The following is a 17538-nucleotide window of genomic DNA, read 5'->3' as shown; positions in this document are numbered from 1 at the left end:
TTTATGCCTGAAGTAAATTCTTCTGATATTTTAAAAAAACTTAAAGCAAATGAGCTAAGCAACGTTTATTATATTTACGGTAAAGATATTCTTACTGTTGAGGGAATAACTAAAGCTGTCCTGAAAAAAACTCTTGGTAAAAATTGGAACAATGATTGTACTAAAATAGAAGGAAAAAATATTGATATAAGCAGTCTTATTGATATTATGGAAATTAGTCCGATGTTTTCTGATTTCAATGCAATACTTATTAATGATCTCAATGCAGAGGAGCTTAGTGCCGACAAAGTCCAGCAGCTTATTGACGCAATAGAAAACTTACCGGATCAGACTATGTTAATAATAAATATTACAGGATTTGACGTAAAAAACGGAAAAAGATTTTTTTCCGGAAAAAATAAAAAACTGACAGACTGTATAATGAAAAAAGGTTTAGTGTGCGAATGTGGTTTAAAAACAATGCCGGTAATGGTAAAATCAATAATGGATACTGTTCAGAAACAAGGATGTACTATATCGAAAAAAAATGCTGAAAAGCTTGCAGAATATTGTCTTCTTGATTCAATGCAGATTCGTAATGAACTTGAAAAGCTATGTGCATACAGAGAGAATGCTGAAATAAGAATGGAGGATATTGATTCTCTGGTTTCAGGACAAATAGAAACTGATTCTTTTAAGCTTGCCAAAGCCGTGACCTCAATGAATTCAGGACAGGCTTTTTTTCTGCTGAACGATCTGCTTGATAAACGAAACGAACCAGTAGCGGTACTGTCGGCGATTTCTATGGCGTTTCTTGATTTATACCGTGCAAGAACGGCAATGACTGTAGATAAGCGTCAGAATGATATAATAAATGATTTTAAATATAAAGGAAGAGAATTTGCGGTTAATAATGCATACAGAGACTGCCGTAAAATCTCACTTGAAAATATACGCAGATGTATTTGCATACTGCGTGATACAGACAGAAAATTAAAGCAGTCATCAGCGTCTCATAAGATTATTCTTGAAAAGGCGCTGACTGAAATGCTTATAGCAGCCAGAAGATAAATAGGATGTGTTGAAATGATAAAGATTGAGCAGGCAATAATAGTAGAAGGGAAGTATGATAAAATAAAAGTCTCTTCTTTTATTGACGCCGTAATAATAGTAACTAATGGTTTCGGAATTTTTACAGACCGTGAAAAGCTGGAGCTTATAAGATTTTATGCCATGAAAACAGGTATAGTTATTCTGACTGATTCCGATAAAGCAGGTTTTGCAATTAGGAATCATATTAAGGGAGCTGTAAGAAACGGCAAAATTTATAATGTCTATATACCAGATATTATGGGAAAGGAAAAAAGAAAAGTTAAACCCTCTGCGGAGGGAAAGCTCGGAGTTGAGGGCGTTGAGAAAAATATAATACTTAAGGCTTTTGAAAAGGCAGGTATTCTGACTTCTGAGTGCGAAAAAGACGATACTCAGAAGATAACTAAAACGGATTTGTATTTGATGGGACTTTCAGGCGGTAAAAACAGCGCTGTGTTACGAAAGCGACTTCTTGAGTATTTAAAATTACCTTCATTACTTACTGCAAATTCCATGCTGGAGGTTTTAAATACTATGATGGACCGAGAGCAGCTTCAAAATATAATAGCAGACAATATAATTTTCGGAGGATAAAAATGGTATTTTCAAGTATTATATTTCTTTACTTTTTTCTTCCGTGTATGCTGATTATTTATTATATTTCTCCAAACAAAACTAAAAATATTGTCCTTTTGATTTCCGGATTGTTTTTTTACGCATGGGGCGAGCCGGTCTATGTTTTTCTGATGCTGCTGACGACTTTGGTGGATTATACTGCCGGAAGAATAATTGACAGGTTTGATTCATCGAAAAAAATACGAACCCTTGCTCTGATTTCTTCGCTTATAATTAATTTGGGAATTTTATTTACTTTTAAGTACAGCAGCTTTTTTGCCGGAATATTCGGAATCGAATTAAAAAAGCTTCCGCTGCCTGTTGGTATATCTTTTTATACTTTCCAGAGCATATCTTATACGATTGATATGTACATGAGAAAAATTAAAGTACAGAAAAATTTCATTAATTATGCGGCATATGTAACATTGTTTCCCCAAATCGTTGCCGGACCGATTGTACGATATGAGGACGTACAGAATGAGATCAATAGTCGTAAAGTCAACATATATCTTCTAGGCGAGGGCGCTGGAATTTTTATAAAGGGACTTGCAAAAAAGGTTCTGTTGGCGAACAATATAGGTTTGCTTTGGACTGAAATTAAAGGCATGGATTATTCCGAGATTTCAGTATTAACTGCATGGCTTGGAATATTGGCATTTACATTCCAGATATACTATGACTTTTCAGGGTACTCTGATATGGCGGTGGGACTTGGAAAAATGCTTGGTTTTAATTTTCCGGAGAATTTTCGTCACCCGTATATTTCCCGAAGTATTTCCGAATTCTGGAGAAGATGGCATATTACTCTGGGTTCATGGTTTCGTTCTTATGTGTACATACCACTTGGCGGTAACCGAAAGGGTAAATATAAAACGCTGAGAAATTTACTGATAGTCTGGGGACTGACAGGACTATGGCATGGTGCAAGCTGGAATTTTATTTTATGGGGACTTTATTTCGGAATTATTATTATAGCTGAAAAACTATTTTTAGGTAAATATCTTGAAAAATTAAATCCGATAATTAGTATTATTTATACTTTTGTTCTTGTAGTATTGGGATGGGTGTTATTTGATACAAATAATCTTACTGATTCTCTTCAGTATTATAAGGCGATGTTTTATGGAGACGGAAATATATTAGATTCCTTTGCACTGTTTCAGCTTAAAAATTATGGGATGATTTTTATATTCTGTATTTTAGGATGCGGAGGATTGTTGGGTAAAATCCTGAAAAAGATACAGCTAAGTGAAATTGTTTCAAAAGTTATAAATTATGCCATGCCTTTGGTTCAGATAGCGGTAATGCTGGTTTGCACGGCTTATCTGGTAGATGCCAGCTATAATCCTTTTTTATATTTCAGATTTTAGGAGGATATAAAATGAGCAGTAAACAGAAGATTTTATCAGCGATTTTATTTGCAGCTATAATTGTTGTTATGCCTGTAATTTTTATATTTTCAAAAAAGAGCAGCTATTCAGCCCAAGAAAACAGAATGTTGTCAAAACTGCCGAAGCTGAATGTTTCAGCAGTTTCAGATAAAAGTTATATGCATGATCTGGAAAAGTACTTGTCAGATCATTTTCCTGAGAGAATAAAATGGGTGCAGGCTAAAATGAGTCTTGATAGATTTACCGGTAAGGATTTAATAAATGGGATTTATATAACCGATAGTATGCTTATAGAAAAGCTTCATGAGCCTGATTATGATGAAGTAAAAAAATCAGTACAGGCAATAAATAACTTTGCAGAGCATTACAAAACAGATGTTTTTGCTATGATTGCTCCTACGTCGGCAGGTATCTATCAGGATATGCTTCCGGAATTTGCTCCACAGCTTGACCAAAGAAAATTTATCAGTGAAAGTTGTGAAAATTTCTCCGAAAATGTTAATGTTATTGATATTTTCAATACAATGATCTGCGAAAAAGATAATTATATTTATTATAGAAATGATCATCATTGGACAAGTTATGGCGCTTACTGTGCATATAAAACTTCAATACGGCAGCTGGGAGATATTGCTGTGGAGCCGGATAGGTTTGATATTGAACATGTGAGCAGTAATTTTAAAGGTACGTTTTATTCGAAGTGTCTTTATGATAAAACGGCGGCGGATGTAATTGACATTTTTAGTTGCAAAAACGGCGCTGAGATTACTGATGTGATCTGTAATGACGGGGTTTCCGAAACCCATTATGACAGCATTTATTTTATGGATTATCTCGGCAAAAAGGACAAGTACTGTGTATTTATGGGCGAAAACAGAGCGTATACAAATATAAAAACTAATGCTGACAACGGTAAAAAGCTTCTTATTATCAAGGATTCTTACGCAAATTCGTTTATACCGTTTCTTACTCAGCATTATTCGGAAATAGCAGTTATTGATCTGAGATATGTAAAAACTTCCATTAGGGATTTTGTAGATCCTGACGATTATGAACAAACACTTTTTCTGTATAATGCTTCAACCTTTGCAGAAGATAAAAATATTAAAATAGCAGGATTTTTTAATTGAGATATGTGAGGGAAAATAAATGAAGATACTTATTATAAGACACGGCGACCCTGATTACACTATTGATTCGCTGACTGAAAAAGGGAAAACAGAGGCTGAGCTTTTATCTGACCGTATTTCAAAAATGGACATTAAAAAGTTTTATGTTTCTCCTCTTGGAAGAGCCAAGGCAACGGCTGATTATACGCTGAAAAAAATGAATCGTAAAGCAGAAGAATGTAATTGGCTCAGAGAATTTGAAGCTCCCATTATCGGTTCAGATGGAAATAAGAAAATAACATGGGACTGGATTCCTGCTGAGTGGACAGCAGAAGAAAAATATTACCGTCGGGACTTGTGGCATACTACCTCAGTTATGCAGGATGGCAATGTAATTAGTGAGGCTGAACGTGTTTACAGAGGACTTGATGAAATTATTGCATCTCACGGTTATGAGAGAGAAGGAAACTGTTATAAAGCAGTTGATCCGAATTGCGATACTATAGTGCTGTTTTGTCACTTTGGAGTAGAATGTGTTATGCTGGGACATCTGCTGGGTATATCTCCCATGGTATTGTGGCATGGGACTTGTGCTTTGCCGACGTCTGTTACTACGCTTGCAACAGAAGAACGCAGAAAGGGTACGGCATATTTCAGAATGCTTTCATTTGGAGATATTTCGCATCTTTATGCGGCAGGAGAAGAACCGTCATTTTCCGGAAGATTCTGCGAAATGTATGATAATATTAACGAACGTCATGACTGAAAGGAGAAAAATAAAATGATTTATGTTTGCTATCCTAAATGTACTACATGTAAAAAGGCAATGAAATGGCTTGATGATAATAATATAAGCTATGAAGTAAGGGATATTAAGGAGAACAATCCATCGTATGAGGAGCTTCTCGATTGGCACCAAAAAAGCGGATTGCCTTTGAAGAGATTTTTTAATACAAGCGGTCTTATATACAGATCAATGAATTTAAAGGATAAGCTATCGGATATGACAGAAGAAGAGCAGTTAAGACTGCTTGCAACTGACGGTATGCTTGTGAAACGTCCTATACTGATTGGTGATAATACTGTACTGGTAGGATTTAAAGAAGCTGAATGGGAAACGATAAAATAATAATCTGGAGGTTCGATAAATGCAGATAAGAATGGCTCAGCAATGTGATATTGAAGGTATAAGTAATCTTCTTTTACAAATTTGTAATGTACATCATGAGGGCAGACCGGATTTATTTAAAAAAGACGGGAAGAAATATTCTCCGGAGCAGCTTAAAGAAATAATTAATGATGAGAACAGACCGGTTTTGGCAGCGGTTGATGAACAGAATAATGTTTTGGGGTATGCGTTATGTATTATAAATGAAAGTGTTGGGGATTCTGCACTAACTGATATCAAAACACTGTATTTGGACGACTTGTGCGTAGATGAAAAGATCAGAGGAAACCATATCGGTGAAAAAATATATAACGCTGTTATAGAGTATGCTGAAAAAATCGGCTGTTATAATGTAACGCTTAATGTTTGGGCATGTAATGAGCGTGCTATGAAGTTCTATGAAAGATGCGGCTTGAAACCACAGAAAATAGGAATGGAAAAAATTCTGTAATTAACGATTTATATATTATTTTATCGGTATATTTACCGGAAATATTTCATAAGCATTAATAAGACAAGTCGCATAAGCGGCAAAAATTACTGTAAGAGGTGTGCTTATGAAAAAGATAAATAAGAAAATTGTCAGAAGACTGGTATGTGTTGCTTCTGCACTGGTTCTGGCGGGAGGAGCGTCTGCATATTACATAAATAAATCTCAGCAAAAAACTATCGCTACGATCGGCGCCGCTAAAAATGATAAGCCGATAATTATTCTTGACGCTGGGCATGGAGGTATCGACGGAGGATGTTCTTCGGCTGACGGAGTACCGGAAAAGGGAATCAATCTGAATATATTGCTTAGCTTGCGTGATATGTTTGAGTTATACGGATATGACGTTGAAGTGACAAGAGATACAGACCGTTCCATTCATGATGATGGAGTTGAAGGTATTGCAAATCAGAAAAGCTCGGACATGGATAACAGGCTGGCATTGTTTAACAAATATCCAAATGCTATTTGTATTTCAATACATCAGAACCAGTTTACCGATCCGAAGTATAAAGGCGGACAGATGTTTTATTCTGAAACTAATTCACAGAGCAAGTATATTGCGCAGGCAATACAGGATAAATTTGTTGAATATATTCAACCGGACAATGACAGGGAAATAAAGCAGTGCGGTAAAGAACTATTTCTTTGCTATTTCTGCAACAATCCCACTGTAATGGTGGAATGCGGATTTCTTTCAAATCCGGAGGAAGCTGAAAATTTAAAAAATGAGGAATATCAGAATAAAATTGCTTTCAGTGTTTTTGCGGCGGTAAACGAGTATCTGTCGAAAAAATAAACTTGGAAAGGACGTTAAAATGGCGAAATCCAAAATTATATTTGAGTGTAATCAATGCGGTTATCAGTCGGGAAAATGGAACGGAAGATGTCCGGATTGCGGTTCATGGAATAGCTTTGAAGAGGTTGAACAAATAACTTCTTCAAAAACTTCCCCTTCAAAAAAGACTGCTGATCTTACTGATAAAATACTGGAGCTTTCAGAAATAGATGTTGATGCAGATGTCAGATACAAAACAGGAATAGGAGAATTTGACCGTGTTCTGGGAGGCGGTTTGGTAAAAGGTTCAATAGTACTGCTGGGCGGTGCTCCGGGCATAGGAAAAAGTACTCTTTTGCTTCAGATATGTCAGTATCTGGGCGAAAATTATTCCATACTTTATGTTTCGGGAGAAGAATCCGCAAGACAGATAAAAGTAAGGGCTCAAAGACTTGGCGTGGATACGGAAAGTCTTTACATATTGACAGTGACAGACGCAGAGGCAATATGCGATACTATTTCTGCCAGTCAACCGGATATTGTAATTATTGATTCTATTCAGACTATGAACATATCTCAGATCGCTTCCAGTCCTGGAAGCCTTACACAGGTGAGGGAATGCACTAATTTATTTATGCATACTGCTAAAAGTCTGGAAATTCCTATAATTATTGTAGGACATGTAAATAAAGACGGCGCTATTGCCGGTCCTAAGGTTATGGAGCATATTGTCGACGCTGTTTTATATTTTGAAGGGGAACGAAATCTTACTTGCCGTATGCTGAGAACCATTAAAAACAGATATGGTTCTACAAATGAAATCGGCGTTTTTGAAATGTATGACAAGGGACTTGAAGAAGTAGAAAACCCTTCGCAGATGCTTTTATCCGGACGTCCGGAAAATGTTTCGGGAACATGTGTTACATGTACTATGGAGGGACTAAGACCTATTCTTGCGGAAATACAGGTACTGGCAACAAAAAGCGGCTTTTCCGCTCCCAGAAGAATGTCTAAGGGATTTGATTTTAACCGTATGGCAATTATAATTGCAGTACTGGAAAAGCGTGCGGGAATGTTTTTCGGTTCACTTGACGTGTATCTGAATGTAGTGGGTGGATTCAGTATTAATGAAACAGCAGGGGATCTGGCAGTGGCGCTTTGTCTTTATTCAAGTCTTTTTGATAAACCAATAAATGAAAGTACTATTGCATTTGGTGAGATAGGTCTTGGCGGAGAAGTCCGTGCGGTATCGAATATTGTACAGCGTATAAAAGAAGCAGAAAGAATGGGGTTTGAACAGTGTCTGATTCCGGCACAGTCTTTTAACTCTCTTAATAGTCGGGAATATGGCATAAAATTAATCGGCGTATCGGACGTGAAAGAAGCATTCAGGATTTTTAAATAGAGGAATTTATATATGGCATCGGAAAAATTAAATTCATATAAAAAAAAGAAATGTAAATCTGATGAAATTAATGAATTTTACTATCATGACGCTGTTATAGATTCTGTTGAAGTCAATGGCAGTAATATGATTTGGAAAACATCAGGTGTTTGTATTAAAACCAGTAATTCTCAAAACAATGAGACTTATGATACTATTGCAGACAATCTGGAAATGAGATTTATTAATTTTCAGATAATAGATATTATAAAGTGTGGTTATGAACAATATGATAATAACAATATACTTATAGCTAGTTATGCGAATAAAAAGCTTGAGGGAAATGAATTTTATTTAGTGGTTGACAGCATGTTTGACAGTAAATCGTATTTAAGACTGTATGGCGGAGACTATGAGGCAAATAATTATTGCTTTGATATAGAAATAAATAATGAACTATATGGTATTATTCTTAATTATGATATGTTTATTGCTGAGTGGGATTATACTACCAATGAAGCATGGTATGTTTAGTAAAAAAGAACTTCATTATTGAGGTTCTTTTTTACTGTTTGAATTATTTTACATATTATGTTATAATATAAATAAATTTATTTGAAAGATATAAAAAGGAAAGTGAAAATATATGAGACAATGGACAGCGGAGCAGTTGGACGCTATCACCGCAAGGGAGCGTTCGGTAATAGTGTCTGCGGCAGCCGGAAGCGGAAAGACGTCCGTATTAGTAGAGCGTCTTATAAGAATAATTGCAGACAGGGATAATCCTGTTCCCGTTGAAAAAATGATAGTTGTAACGTTTACCAATGATGCTGCTGCGGAAATGAAGCAGCGTTTATCTGTGTCACTGTCAGGTCTTATAAACGACAGACCGTTTGATAAATGGCTTTCAAGGCAGCATGCAATGCTTGGAAATGCTTCAATATCTACAATACACTCATTTTGTTTTGATTTAATAAGAGATAATATTAATATGCTTTCTCTGGCTTCTGATTTTCGTATTATAGATGAAACGGAAGAAAATATTCTGAAAGACAGTGTGCTTAAGGATTTGGTTGACGGTTACTATGAAAAGTATCCGGAAATGATGGAAATGCTGAATAATAATTTCTGCGGAAACAGTGATGCGCCGCTTTGCAGAATGATTCTTGAGCTGTACGGCTGCATTTCTTCAATACCGTTTTTTAAAAACTGGCTTAAAGGATTAGATGGGCAATACGACAGTAATATTTATTTACAGGAGTATATTAAAAAGCTGAAAAACACATTGTTTGTATGCAGCAACAAACTGAATACGGCATATGAAAAAGCTTCTGAAATTTCAGATGACAAGCTTATGACGCTTCTTAGTGACGATAAAAATATTGTGAACAAAGCACTATCGGTTTTGGAAACGGACGATTATGAGGAGTTATCAGATTATTTTTCTTGTGTGAAATATAAGAATTTTCCAGCAGCCGGAAAAAATTATGCTTATCCCGAAGAAAGACAGTTCATAAAAAAAATAAGGGATTCTGTTAAAGAAACAGTAAAGTCGATAGCGGATAATAGGGCGATGCTGGTTAATGCATGTGACGATATTAAGCGTCATAAAGAAATTATGTCTGCACTTTCTCAGATTATAATTGAATTTTCAGAAAATCTTTATAAGGCTAAGGAAGCTAAAAATGCTATTGGATTTGACGATGCAGAACAAATAGTACTTAATCTTCTTGCCGAGTGCAGTGAGGATGGAAAAATAATTAGAACAAAGCTTGCCGAAGAGCTGTCAGAATACTATCAGGTGATTATGATTGACGAGTTTCAGGATTCCAATAACCGTCAGGATATGATTTTCAGATTGCTTTCGCATAACGGCAGCGCTGAAGAATACGGAAATAATCTGTTTTTTGTTGGAGATGTAAAACAATCTATTTACCGTTTCCGTCTCGCTAATCCGGATAATTTTATAAATGCGGTCAATAATGCCGTTCCTTATAAGGAAAATGATAAGAGAAATTCATATATTAAACTAAACAGAAATTTCAGAAGTTCTGAACAGGTTATAAATTTTGTAAACTATGTATTTAAAAATATAATGACTGAAAGCGTGGGAGACATTGATTACAATAAAAATGAATACCTTATAAAAGGTGCAGAATTTTATGAAAATAATCGTAATACTCATATAATGTTGATAGATAAGTCGGACGAAAGCTGTGAGGATACAGAAGCTGTGTGCATTGCTGAAAAAATCCGCAGAATGCTTGATGAGAAAATTTCTGTCAGCAGGGATAACGGAAAATCGTCAAGACCTTGTGAAATGAAGGATTTTTGTATTTTGCTGAGGAACAGAAAAAAAATTCCCGTTTATGCAAGAGAACTTGAGAAGCGTGGGATAACTGTCAGCTGCGAGGAGGTTTCTGGTTATCTTAAATCAAGAGAGGTATCGGTACTGCTGAATCTTCTGAGGGTAGTGGACAACCCTTTGTCAGATATACCTATAACGTCTGTAATGCTTTCGCCTATGTTTATGTTCAGCGCCGATGAAGTTGCTGAAATACGGCTTATTAATAAGGAACATAATATTTACACAAATTTATATGATGCTCTGGGAATTGAAAACGACAAACCTATTTTTTCAAAGGAGGACATGATATATACAAAATCTAAATTTTTGTATGATTTTATAAATGAACTCCGTTTACTTTCAACTTTTTATACACTTCCTGAACTTATTCAAAAAATTTATGACAGTACGGATTTTACATCGGTCATTCAGCTTTATAAGGACAGTGAAAAGAAAAAAGCAAATTTAAGAATGCTTTTGGAATATGCCAATTCATATGAACTGAATTCGGGAAACGGTCTTTCAGGATTTATAAGATATATAGATAGCGTAATGGAATCAAAGGGTGATTTCAGAAGCGGAAATGTATCAGCATCATCTCAGAATGCAGTATATATAAAGACTATGCATAAGTCTAAGGGTCTTGAATTCCCGTTTGTTTTTATTGCTGAAACGTCTACAAAATTCAGTATACAGGATAAGCTTAAGCCTTTTCAGTTTTCTTATGACTGCGGTATTGGGTTTAAGCTTCAGAATAAGGAAAAGTATGAAAAGTTTACTACTATACCATATGAATATATTTGCGGATATAATCAAAATAAAATGTTGAGTGAAGAAATGCGTCTTTTATATGTTGCTTTGACCAGAGCAAAGGAACGGCTTTTCATTACTGTTAATACGGCGGAAAGCGAAGTCGGTAAGGCTCAGGAGTATGCGGCGGATATTTATATGAATCAGGGAATTACAGAGTCGCTTGTATCCTCTGCAAAATCTATGGGCGATTGGCTTTTGATGACATTGCTGTCCCATAGAAAATCCGGCAGGCTCAGAGAAGTATTTGGTATTTATGAAAGTTATGTCAATGATGACGATTTTGAAATCAGTTTTGAAGAATTAAAGCCGGACAATGATTATGAAACGATTATAGATACAAATGAGGGTAAAGACAGTATTGAGGATAATAAAATTTCAGACAGACTACGTGCAGCTTTTGAATTTAAATATGATTTAAAATTGTCTGAACTGAATTCAAAGCTGTCTGTATCTGATGTTGCCAAAAATGACGACAGCGTTAACTTTATACTTAGCAGACCTGCGTTTATGATTGAGTCCGGCAAATTAACTGCCGCTGAAAAAGGTACTGCTCTTCACAGATTTTTACAGTTTACAGATTTTAAAAATCTGGAAGCTGATTTTGAAAAAGAAAAAAAACGCATGCTTGATTTCGGTTACATTTCACAAAAACAAAGTGAATCGATACAGTATGAAGATATTGACGCCTTTTTACATTCTGAAATATATGAAATGATAAAAAAATCATGCAGAACAATACGTGAGAAAAAGTTTCTTATTTCAATAAACGATCTTGAACTGGAAAATGAGTTCGGTAAGAAATATAAAGGTACGGGAGGAATTCTTAACGGTATTATTGACATGATAATTGAAAATGAAGATCATTTTGTATTGGTAGATTATAAAACAGATAAAATTGACAATCTTAATATTATTGCTGAAAAATATAAAAATCAGATTTTTCTTTATAAAAAAGCTTTGGAAAAAATAGAAAAAAAACCTGTTAAAACCGCGCTGATTTATTCTTTTTACAAAAAAACTGAAATTAGAATATTTTAATTTGACATTTTACTGGAAATATTAAAGAATATATGATATAATCGTAATGGTACGATTAAAAAATGAAAAAGGAGAATAGTATTATGGCTAATTATTCCAGAAGGATTGTGGCTGACGGAATTGGGTATTCAACTATAATCGATCCGAAATTTAAAACAAACAAAGTGCAGATTATGTTTATTACGGATTTACTTGATGAAACGGCGTCAGCCAATGCTCTTGCAATTGGTATAATGGGTTCGTCAAACAGCAGATATAAAAATATCAGTGAGATCACGGCTAAATTAAATTCACTTTACGGAGCAAATATCAATGTTGATATAGTAAAGCAGGGGGACTTTCAGAAGCTTTGTATTGGCGTTACGTCAATTCATAACAGATATGCTCTTGAAGGCGAGGATATAAGCGGAGAAGTACTGAGAATTTTATTGGACTGTGTATTTTCTCCGAACGCTCAAAACGGTGAATTTGACAGCGAGCCATTTGAATTCAGAAAAAAAGATCTTCTTGATTCTATTGAAGCTGAAATCAATAATAAAAGGGGATACGCTGTACGCCAGGCTCAGAAGTTTACATTCAAAGGCGAAAACAGTGAAAATTCTTCTTACGGCAATAAGGATAAGGCAAAGTCCGTAACTTCTGCGCAGGCTTATGAAGCTTATCAAAAACTGTTATCAGACGCTCAGATTGAAATCTACTTTGTGGGTCCGGAGGAAAATCAGGATATTGAAGAAAAAATTTCAAAGGCTTTCTCTTCAATAAAAAGAAATTCTGTTAAGAATAAATTTGTTAATTTCAGTCCTGTTAAGGAAGAAGTTTTCAGGTATGAAGAAAAGCTTGATGTTAATCAATGCAAGATGGTCATGGCTTTTAAATCTCATAATAAGGACACATATGCAATGAAGCTTATGAATACAATTTTCGGAGGTACTCCTTTTTCTAAGCTTTTCCTTAATGTAAGAGAAAAGCTCAGCCTTTGCTATTACTGTGCGGCAGGGTATAATCAGCTTAAAGGAACGGTTTTTGTAGATTGTGGTATTGAAGAAGAAAATATTATAAAAACTGAAAATGAAATTTTAAATCAGCTGGAGGAAATTAAAAAGGGAAATTTCTCAGAAGAAGATGTAAATAATTCTATTCTGAGCATAATAAATTCTCTGAAGGGCGTTGGAGATACTCCATTGTCATATATTAACTGGTATTATGGTTGTTTTATAAACGATGAAGTAATAAGTCCGGCTGAATCTATAGAAAAATATAAGGCAGTTACAAGAGAGCAGATTATTGCCGCTGCGGAATCCTTAGAGCTTGATACTGTTTATGTAATGAAGGGAGAGTAAGAACAATGGAAATTCAGGAAATACTTTGCAGTCAGACAGGAGACAAGTGCAATTATATAAAACACCCTTCCGGACTTGACATTTATATATGTGAAATGAATGGGTTCAGTACAACAGAAGCATTATTCGGTACAAAATACGGTTCTATTAATACAATGTTCAAAACAAAAGCAGATAAGGAATATACGGTCGTTCCGGAGGGTATTGCGCATTTTCTTGAACATAAATTGTTTGAAAATGAAGATTGCGACGCTTTTGCACAGTATGCCAAAACAGGAGCTAATGCAAATGCGTATACTTCCTTTGACAGAACATGTTATCTTTACAGCTGTTCCGATAATTATCTTGAATCGCTTAAAATTCTGCTGAATTTTGTACAGAATCCTTATTTTACTCAGGAAACTGTAGACAAGGAACAGGGAATAATAGGTCAGGAAATTAAAATGTGCAACGATAATCCCGGTTGGAAAGTCCTTTTTAACATGCTTCAGGGAATGTATCATAGTCATCCTGTCAGAATTGACATTGCCGGAACTATTGAAAGTATTGCAAAAATTGATGCAGAGCTTCTTTATAAATGCTACAATACTTTTTATAATCTGCATAATATGGTATTGGTACTGGCAGGCAATGTCAGAACTAATGATGTTCTGTCTGTGGCAGACGAGCTTTTGAAGCCTTGTGAAAATATTGAACTGGAAACGGTTTTTCAGGAGGAGCCTTATGAGATAGTCAAATCTGAGGTGACTGAGCATCTTCCTGTTGGTTCTCCGATCTTTAACATAGGAATAAAGTGCAGACCTCTTTCGGGATATCAAAGATTAAAAGCCAATATGGAATGTTATATTGCAGGAAGCGTTATTTCCGACCCGTCTGCTCCTCTTTACAAAAGACTGATTGACGAAGGTCTTATTAATTCTACCTTTGGATTTGAAGTGTTTGACGGAGACGGATTCTTTACACTTATTTTCAGTGGGGAATCTTCCGATCCGAAGCTGTTACTGTCACGTCTTACAGACGAAATCGAAAGAGTAAAAGCCGAAGGACTGGATAAGTCGCTGTATGACAGTATTAAAAAATCCACTTACGGCGGAATGATAATGGAAAGCAATAATGCTGAAGCGGTAGCCGGAAATCTGATATCTGCTTTTATGTCAGGCGTAGAGCCGTATGATTCTATTAAAGTTCTTTCTGAAATGACCTATGACGATGTTCAGAAAACATTAAATGAAAGATTTGATATAAATAATCTTACTTTATCGGTGATTGAATGACAGGAGGGTATGATATGACTGCAAGTTCACTTCTTGATCCGGATCAGATAGTATTTCCAAAACTGGGTCTGGATTTTAGAATTAATGATACGGCGTTTACTGTGTTCGGGTTCGATATTAAATGGTATAGCCTTTTAATAGTATTCGGATTAATACTTGCAATGATCTACGGTTTTTCTCAAATGAAAAAATACGGTATTGATCCTGATCGAGCTATTGATGCAATATTAGCGGGAATTTTAGGCGGTCTGGTAGGAGCGAGAATATATTATGTCGTTATGAGCTGGGATAATTATTCTGGTGATTGGAAAGCTATGTTTAATACAAGAAACGGAGGACTTGCCATTTATGGGGGAATTATAGGAGCTGTTTTGGTGGGTGGACTTGTAGCAAAGCTGCGAAAGGTGAAGCTTCTTCCTCTTTTGGATATTGCAGGTGTTGGTTTTCTTATTGGTCAGGGCGTCGGACGATGGGGAAACTTTACAAATCAAGAGGCGTTCGGATGCAATACAGACAGTATTTTTGGTATGAACGGAGGTACGATTCAACGTTTTATTATTAATAATTATGATGATCTTACAACTGGTTCAGGTGTTGTGATGAATCCGTCAAAGCCTGTTCATCCATGCTTTTTGTATGAGTCAGTCTGGTGCATTCTGGGATTTATTCTTCTTGCAATTTTTGCGGCAAAATTCAGAAAGTACGACGGTCAGATTTTTCTTATGTATATTGGATGGTACGGTTTGGGAAGGTTCTTTATTGAGGGACTGCGAACAGACAGTCTTATGCTTGGAAATATCAGGGTTTCTCAGATTTTAGCTGCTGTATGTGTAGTAGCTTCTGTAATATTGCTGTTTATATTTGGTTCAAAGGTAAGACGTATGGGCGATGATTATCAGCTGTATTGCAATACTGAAGAATCTAAAAATCTGCTTAGAGAGGCTGCGGCACGTTCTGGAAATAAATCAGTACCTGATAAAACTGAGCATGAGATAGCAGACGGTGCGGAATCCATCACTGACGAGGAGCAGGGAATTGATTTTATAGAAGAAAATAAAATAAATGAAACGATAGAATCGGAGGATGAATAATGGCAAATTTAATTAATGGAAAAGAAGTTTCAGCGTCTGTTAAATCAAAAGTAAAAAATCAGACGGCTGAATTAATTGAAAAGAGTGGAATTACTCCCGGATTGGCAGTTGTAATTGTCGGAAATGATCCGGCATCGAGAGTTTATGTAAACTCCAAGAAGAAAGCGTGTTCGGAAGTAGGATTTAATTCTTATGAATATGCATTACCTGAAGATACTACTCAGCAGGAACTTCTGGAACTAGTAGAAAAATTAAATGATGATCCAAAAGTAAATGGTATTTTATGTCAGTTACCATTGCCAAAGCAAATCAATGAAAATGCAATTATTAATGCTATAAGACCTGAAAAGGATGTTGATGCTTTCCATCCGTTTAATGTAGGGAAGATAATGATTGGCGAATTTGCTTTTCTTCCTTGTACTCCGGCAGGAGTAATGGAACTAATTGACAGTACAGGAGTTGAAATATCAGGTAAAAATTGTGTTGTTATAGGCAGAAGCAATATTGTCGGAAAGCCTATGTCTATGCTTCTTTTACATAGAAGCGGTACGGTTACAATTTGTCATTCAAAAACTCAGAATCTTACTGAGATTTGTAAAAATGCAGATATACTTGTTGCAGCAGTCGGAAAAGCTAATTTTGTTACTGCTGATATGGTAAAAGAAGGAGCTGTAGTTATTGATGTCGGTATGAACCGATTGGAAAATGGTAAATTATGCGGTGATGTTGATTTTAATGAAGTACAAAATAAAGCTTCCTATATTACTCCTGTTCCGGGTGGAGTCGGACCTATGACTATCGCTATGCTTATGCAGAATACTCTTACTGCCGCTAAATTGCAAAATGATATAAAATAATAAAAAAATACTCCGTAAACTGCGTATTTGCGTTGTTTATGGAGTGCTTTTTATTTTTACTGATATAAATACAGTTGTGTAAAAACTACAGTATAAATACTTTCTGTCGGATATGCAACATAAAGTCTTAAAAATTAAAAACCCCACTTGAACTTAATAAAGCAAGTGGGGACTTTTAATGAAAAGATGGTAAACAGTCACAAACTGTATTTATATTCTACACTTTATATTTAAACAAAATATAGACATAATGTAAATATTTGATTAATTTAATATTTATATGTTGATTTTTGTAAATTATTGGTATATAATGTGTTTGTAAGCATGCTTAAAAAAATTAATTTAAGGAGAATCATTATGAAAAAAACAAATAAAATTATTTCCGCTTTGCTTTCCATTGTTTTTATTGCTGCATTTTCAATTACATCAAATGATAGTATTCTTGTATTTAAGAATCTATCAATATCAGCCAGTGCGGAAACGACCAGTTCAGGATTTGTTTACACTGTTTCAGGAACAACTGCAACAATAACAGGTTACACAGGCTCATCAGAATATCTTACTATTCCATCTACGATCACTAACAATGGTGTAACATATACCGTTACAAGTTTAGGTCAAAATGCTTTCAAAGAGAATAGTACTATTAAGCGAGTTTATATTTCTTCCGGAATAAAAAGTATCGGAACAATGTGTTTTTATAAATGCAGTAATTTAACATATATTTCTATTCCGAATACTATACAAAGAATGGATTCCTGTTGTTTTC

Annotated in this window: 16 protein-coding genes; all 16 read left to right on the top strand. The window is 35.2% G+C overall.

The features are described 5' to 3' along the window. Window positions 1-3 precede the first annotated feature (3 nt). On the top strand, window positions 4-1050 hold the full coding sequence (gene holA / locus OCV67_RS09310; RefSeq protein ID WP_147643716.1) for a DNA polymerase III subunit delta: 1047 nt from the start codon (window positions 4-6) through the stop codon (window positions 1048-1050). 15 nt (window positions 1051-1065) lie between these two features. Beyond that, window positions 1066-1665, top strand: a complete 600-nt coding sequence (locus OCV67_RS09305) for a toprim domain-containing protein (protein ID WP_147643715.1) — start codon at window positions 1066-1068, stop codon at window positions 1663-1665. Between the two features lie 2 nt (window positions 1666-1667). After that, window positions 1668-3059 (top strand): MBOAT family O-acyltransferase, encoded by a 1392-nt coding sequence (locus OCV67_RS09300; RefSeq protein WP_147643714.1) that lies wholly within the window; start codon window positions 1668-1670, stop codon window positions 3057-3059. A gap of 11 nt (window positions 3060-3070) precedes the next feature. After that, the gene (locus OCV67_RS09295) at window positions 3071-4210 is read left to right on the top strand and encodes a DHHW family protein (protein ID WP_147643713.1); all 1140 of its coding nucleotides are present in this window, start codon (window positions 3071-3073) and stop codon (window positions 4208-4210) included. A gap of 19 nt (window positions 4211-4229) precedes the next feature. Beyond that, on the top strand, window positions 4230-4955 hold the full coding sequence (locus tag OCV67_RS09290; protein WP_147643712.1) for a histidine phosphatase family protein: 726 nt from the start codon (window positions 4230-4232) through the stop codon (window positions 4953-4955). 15 nt (window positions 4956-4970) lie between these two features. Beyond that, on the top strand, window positions 4971-5318 hold the full coding sequence (locus tag OCV67_RS09285) for an arsenate reductase family protein (protein ID WP_147643711.1): 348 nt from the start codon (window positions 4971-4973) through the stop codon (window positions 5316-5318). A 19-nt stretch (window positions 5319-5337) separates the two neighbouring features. Next, a complete protein-coding gene (locus tag OCV67_RS09280) occupies window positions 5338-5808 on the top strand; it encodes a GNAT family N-acetyltransferase (protein WP_147643710.1) in 471 nt (156 codons plus the stop codon). Window positions 5809-5914: 106 nt separating this feature from the next. Beyond that, on the top strand, window positions 5915-6646 hold the full coding sequence (locus tag OCV67_RS09275; RefSeq protein ID WP_147643709.1) for an N-acetylmuramoyl-L-alanine amidase: 732 nt from the start codon (window positions 5915-5917) through the stop codon (window positions 6644-6646). Between the two features lie 19 nt (window positions 6647-6665). Beyond that, window positions 6666-8030, top strand: coding sequence for a DNA repair protein RadA (gene radA, locus OCV67_RS09270; protein WP_147643708.1), 1365 nt, complete (start codon window positions 6666-6668; stop codon window positions 8028-8030). A gap of 12 nt (window positions 8031-8042) precedes the next feature. Continuing rightward, on the top strand, window positions 8043-8543 hold the full coding sequence (locus OCV67_RS09265; RefSeq protein ID WP_147643707.1) for a hypothetical protein: 501 nt from the start codon (window positions 8043-8045) through the stop codon (window positions 8541-8543). A gap of 112 nt (window positions 8544-8655) precedes the next feature. Continuing rightward, window positions 8656-12207 (top strand): helicase-exonuclease AddAB subunit AddA, encoded by a 3552-nt coding sequence (gene addA, locus OCV67_RS09260; RefSeq protein WP_147643706.1) that lies wholly within the window; start codon window positions 8656-8658, stop codon window positions 12205-12207. An 83-nt stretch (window positions 12208-12290) separates the two neighbouring features. Further along, complete coding sequence (gene yfmF / locus OCV67_RS09255; RefSeq protein WP_178085075.1) at window positions 12291-13547, top strand: EF-P 5-aminopentanol modification-associated protein YfmF; 1257 nt, start codon at window positions 12291-12293, stop codon at window positions 13545-13547. A 5-nt stretch (window positions 13548-13552) separates the two neighbouring features. Continuing rightward, the gene (gene yfmH, locus OCV67_RS09250) at window positions 13553-14821 is read left to right on the top strand and encodes an EF-P 5-aminopentanol modification-associated protein YfmH (RefSeq protein WP_147643704.1); all 1269 of its coding nucleotides are present in this window, start codon (window positions 13553-13555) and stop codon (window positions 14819-14821) included. A gap of 14 nt (window positions 14822-14835) precedes the next feature. Then, window positions 14836-15912, top strand: a complete 1077-nt coding sequence (lgt, locus tag OCV67_RS09245; protein WP_147643703.1) for a prolipoprotein diacylglyceryl transferase — start codon at window positions 14836-14838, stop codon at window positions 15910-15912. Beyond that, window positions 15912-16769, top strand: a complete 858-nt coding sequence (gene folD / locus OCV67_RS09240; RefSeq protein ID WP_147643702.1) for a bifunctional methylenetetrahydrofolate dehydrogenase/methenyltetrahydrofolate cyclohydrolase FolD — start codon at window positions 15912-15914, stop codon at window positions 16767-16769. Before lgt ends, folD begins: the two co-directional genes overlap by 1 nt. Window positions 16770-17126: 357 nt before the next feature. Continuing rightward, a partial coding sequence (locus tag OCV67_RS09235; RefSeq protein ID WP_178085074.1) for a leucine-rich repeat protein occupies window positions 17127-17538 on the top strand: 412 nt, incomplete at its 3' end.

Origin of the sequence: Porcipelethomonas ammoniilytica (assembly GCF_025567485.1) — a bacterium.
In the GTDB taxonomy this organism is placed as follows: Bacteria; Bacillota; Clostridia; order Oscillospirales; family Ruminococcaceae; genus Porcipelethomonas; species Porcipelethomonas ammoniilytica.
Note: the sequence above shows the minus strand (reverse complement) of the source record. Positions and strands in the feature narration are given on the sequence as shown.

Bases quoted from the DNA above. Each gene is read 5' to 3' on its own strand.
- holA (WP_147643716.1), top strand. From the start codon at position 4: ATGCCTGAAGTAAATTCTTCTGATATTTTAAAAAAACTTAAAGCAAAT.
- addA (WP_147643706.1), top strand. From the start codon at position 8,656: ATGAGACAATGGACAGCGGAGCAGTTGGACGCTATCACCGCAAGGGAG.
- yfmF (WP_178085075.1), top strand. From the start codon at position 12,291: ATGGCTAATTATTCCAGAAGGATTGTGGCTGACGGAATTGGGTATTCA.
- OCV67_RS09305 (WP_147643715.1), top strand. From the start codon at position 1,066: ATGATAAAGATTGAGCAGGCAATAATAGTAGAAGGGAAGTATGATAAA.
- OCV67_RS09285 (WP_147643711.1), top strand. From the start codon at position 4,971: ATGATTTATGTTTGCTATCCTAAATGTACTACATGTAAAAAGGCAATG.
- yfmH (WP_147643704.1), top strand. From the start codon at position 13,553: ATGGAAATTCAGGAAATACTTTGCAGTCAGACAGGAGACAAGTGCAAT.
- OCV67_RS09280 (WP_147643710.1), top strand. From the start codon at position 5,338: ATGCAGATAAGAATGGCTCAGCAATGTGATATTGAAGGTATAAGTAAT.
- lgt (WP_147643703.1), top strand. From the start codon at position 14,836: ATGACTGCAAGTTCACTTCTTGATCCGGATCAGATAGTATTTCCAAAA.
- radA (WP_147643708.1), top strand. From the start codon at position 6,666: ATGGCGAAATCCAAAATTATATTTGAGTGTAATCAATGCGGTTATCAG.
- OCV67_RS09275 (WP_147643709.1), top strand. From the start codon at position 5,915: ATGAAAAAGATAAATAAGAAAATTGTCAGAAGACTGGTATGTGTTGCT.
- folD (WP_147643702.1), top strand. From the start codon at position 15,912: ATGGCAAATTTAATTAATGGAAAAGAAGTTTCAGCGTCTGTTAAATCA.
- OCV67_RS09290 (WP_147643712.1), top strand. From the start codon at position 4,230: ATGAAGATACTTATTATAAGACACGGCGACCCTGATTACACTATTGAT.
- OCV67_RS09265 (WP_147643707.1), top strand. From the start codon at position 8,043: ATGGCATCGGAAAAATTAAATTCATATAAAAAAAAGAAATGTAAATCT.
- OCV67_RS09295 (WP_147643713.1), top strand. From the start codon at position 3,071: ATGAGCAGTAAACAGAAGATTTTATCAGCGATTTTATTTGCAGCTATA.
- OCV67_RS09300 (WP_147643714.1), top strand. From the start codon at position 1,668: ATGGTATTTTCAAGTATTATATTTCTTTACTTTTTTCTTCCGTGTATG.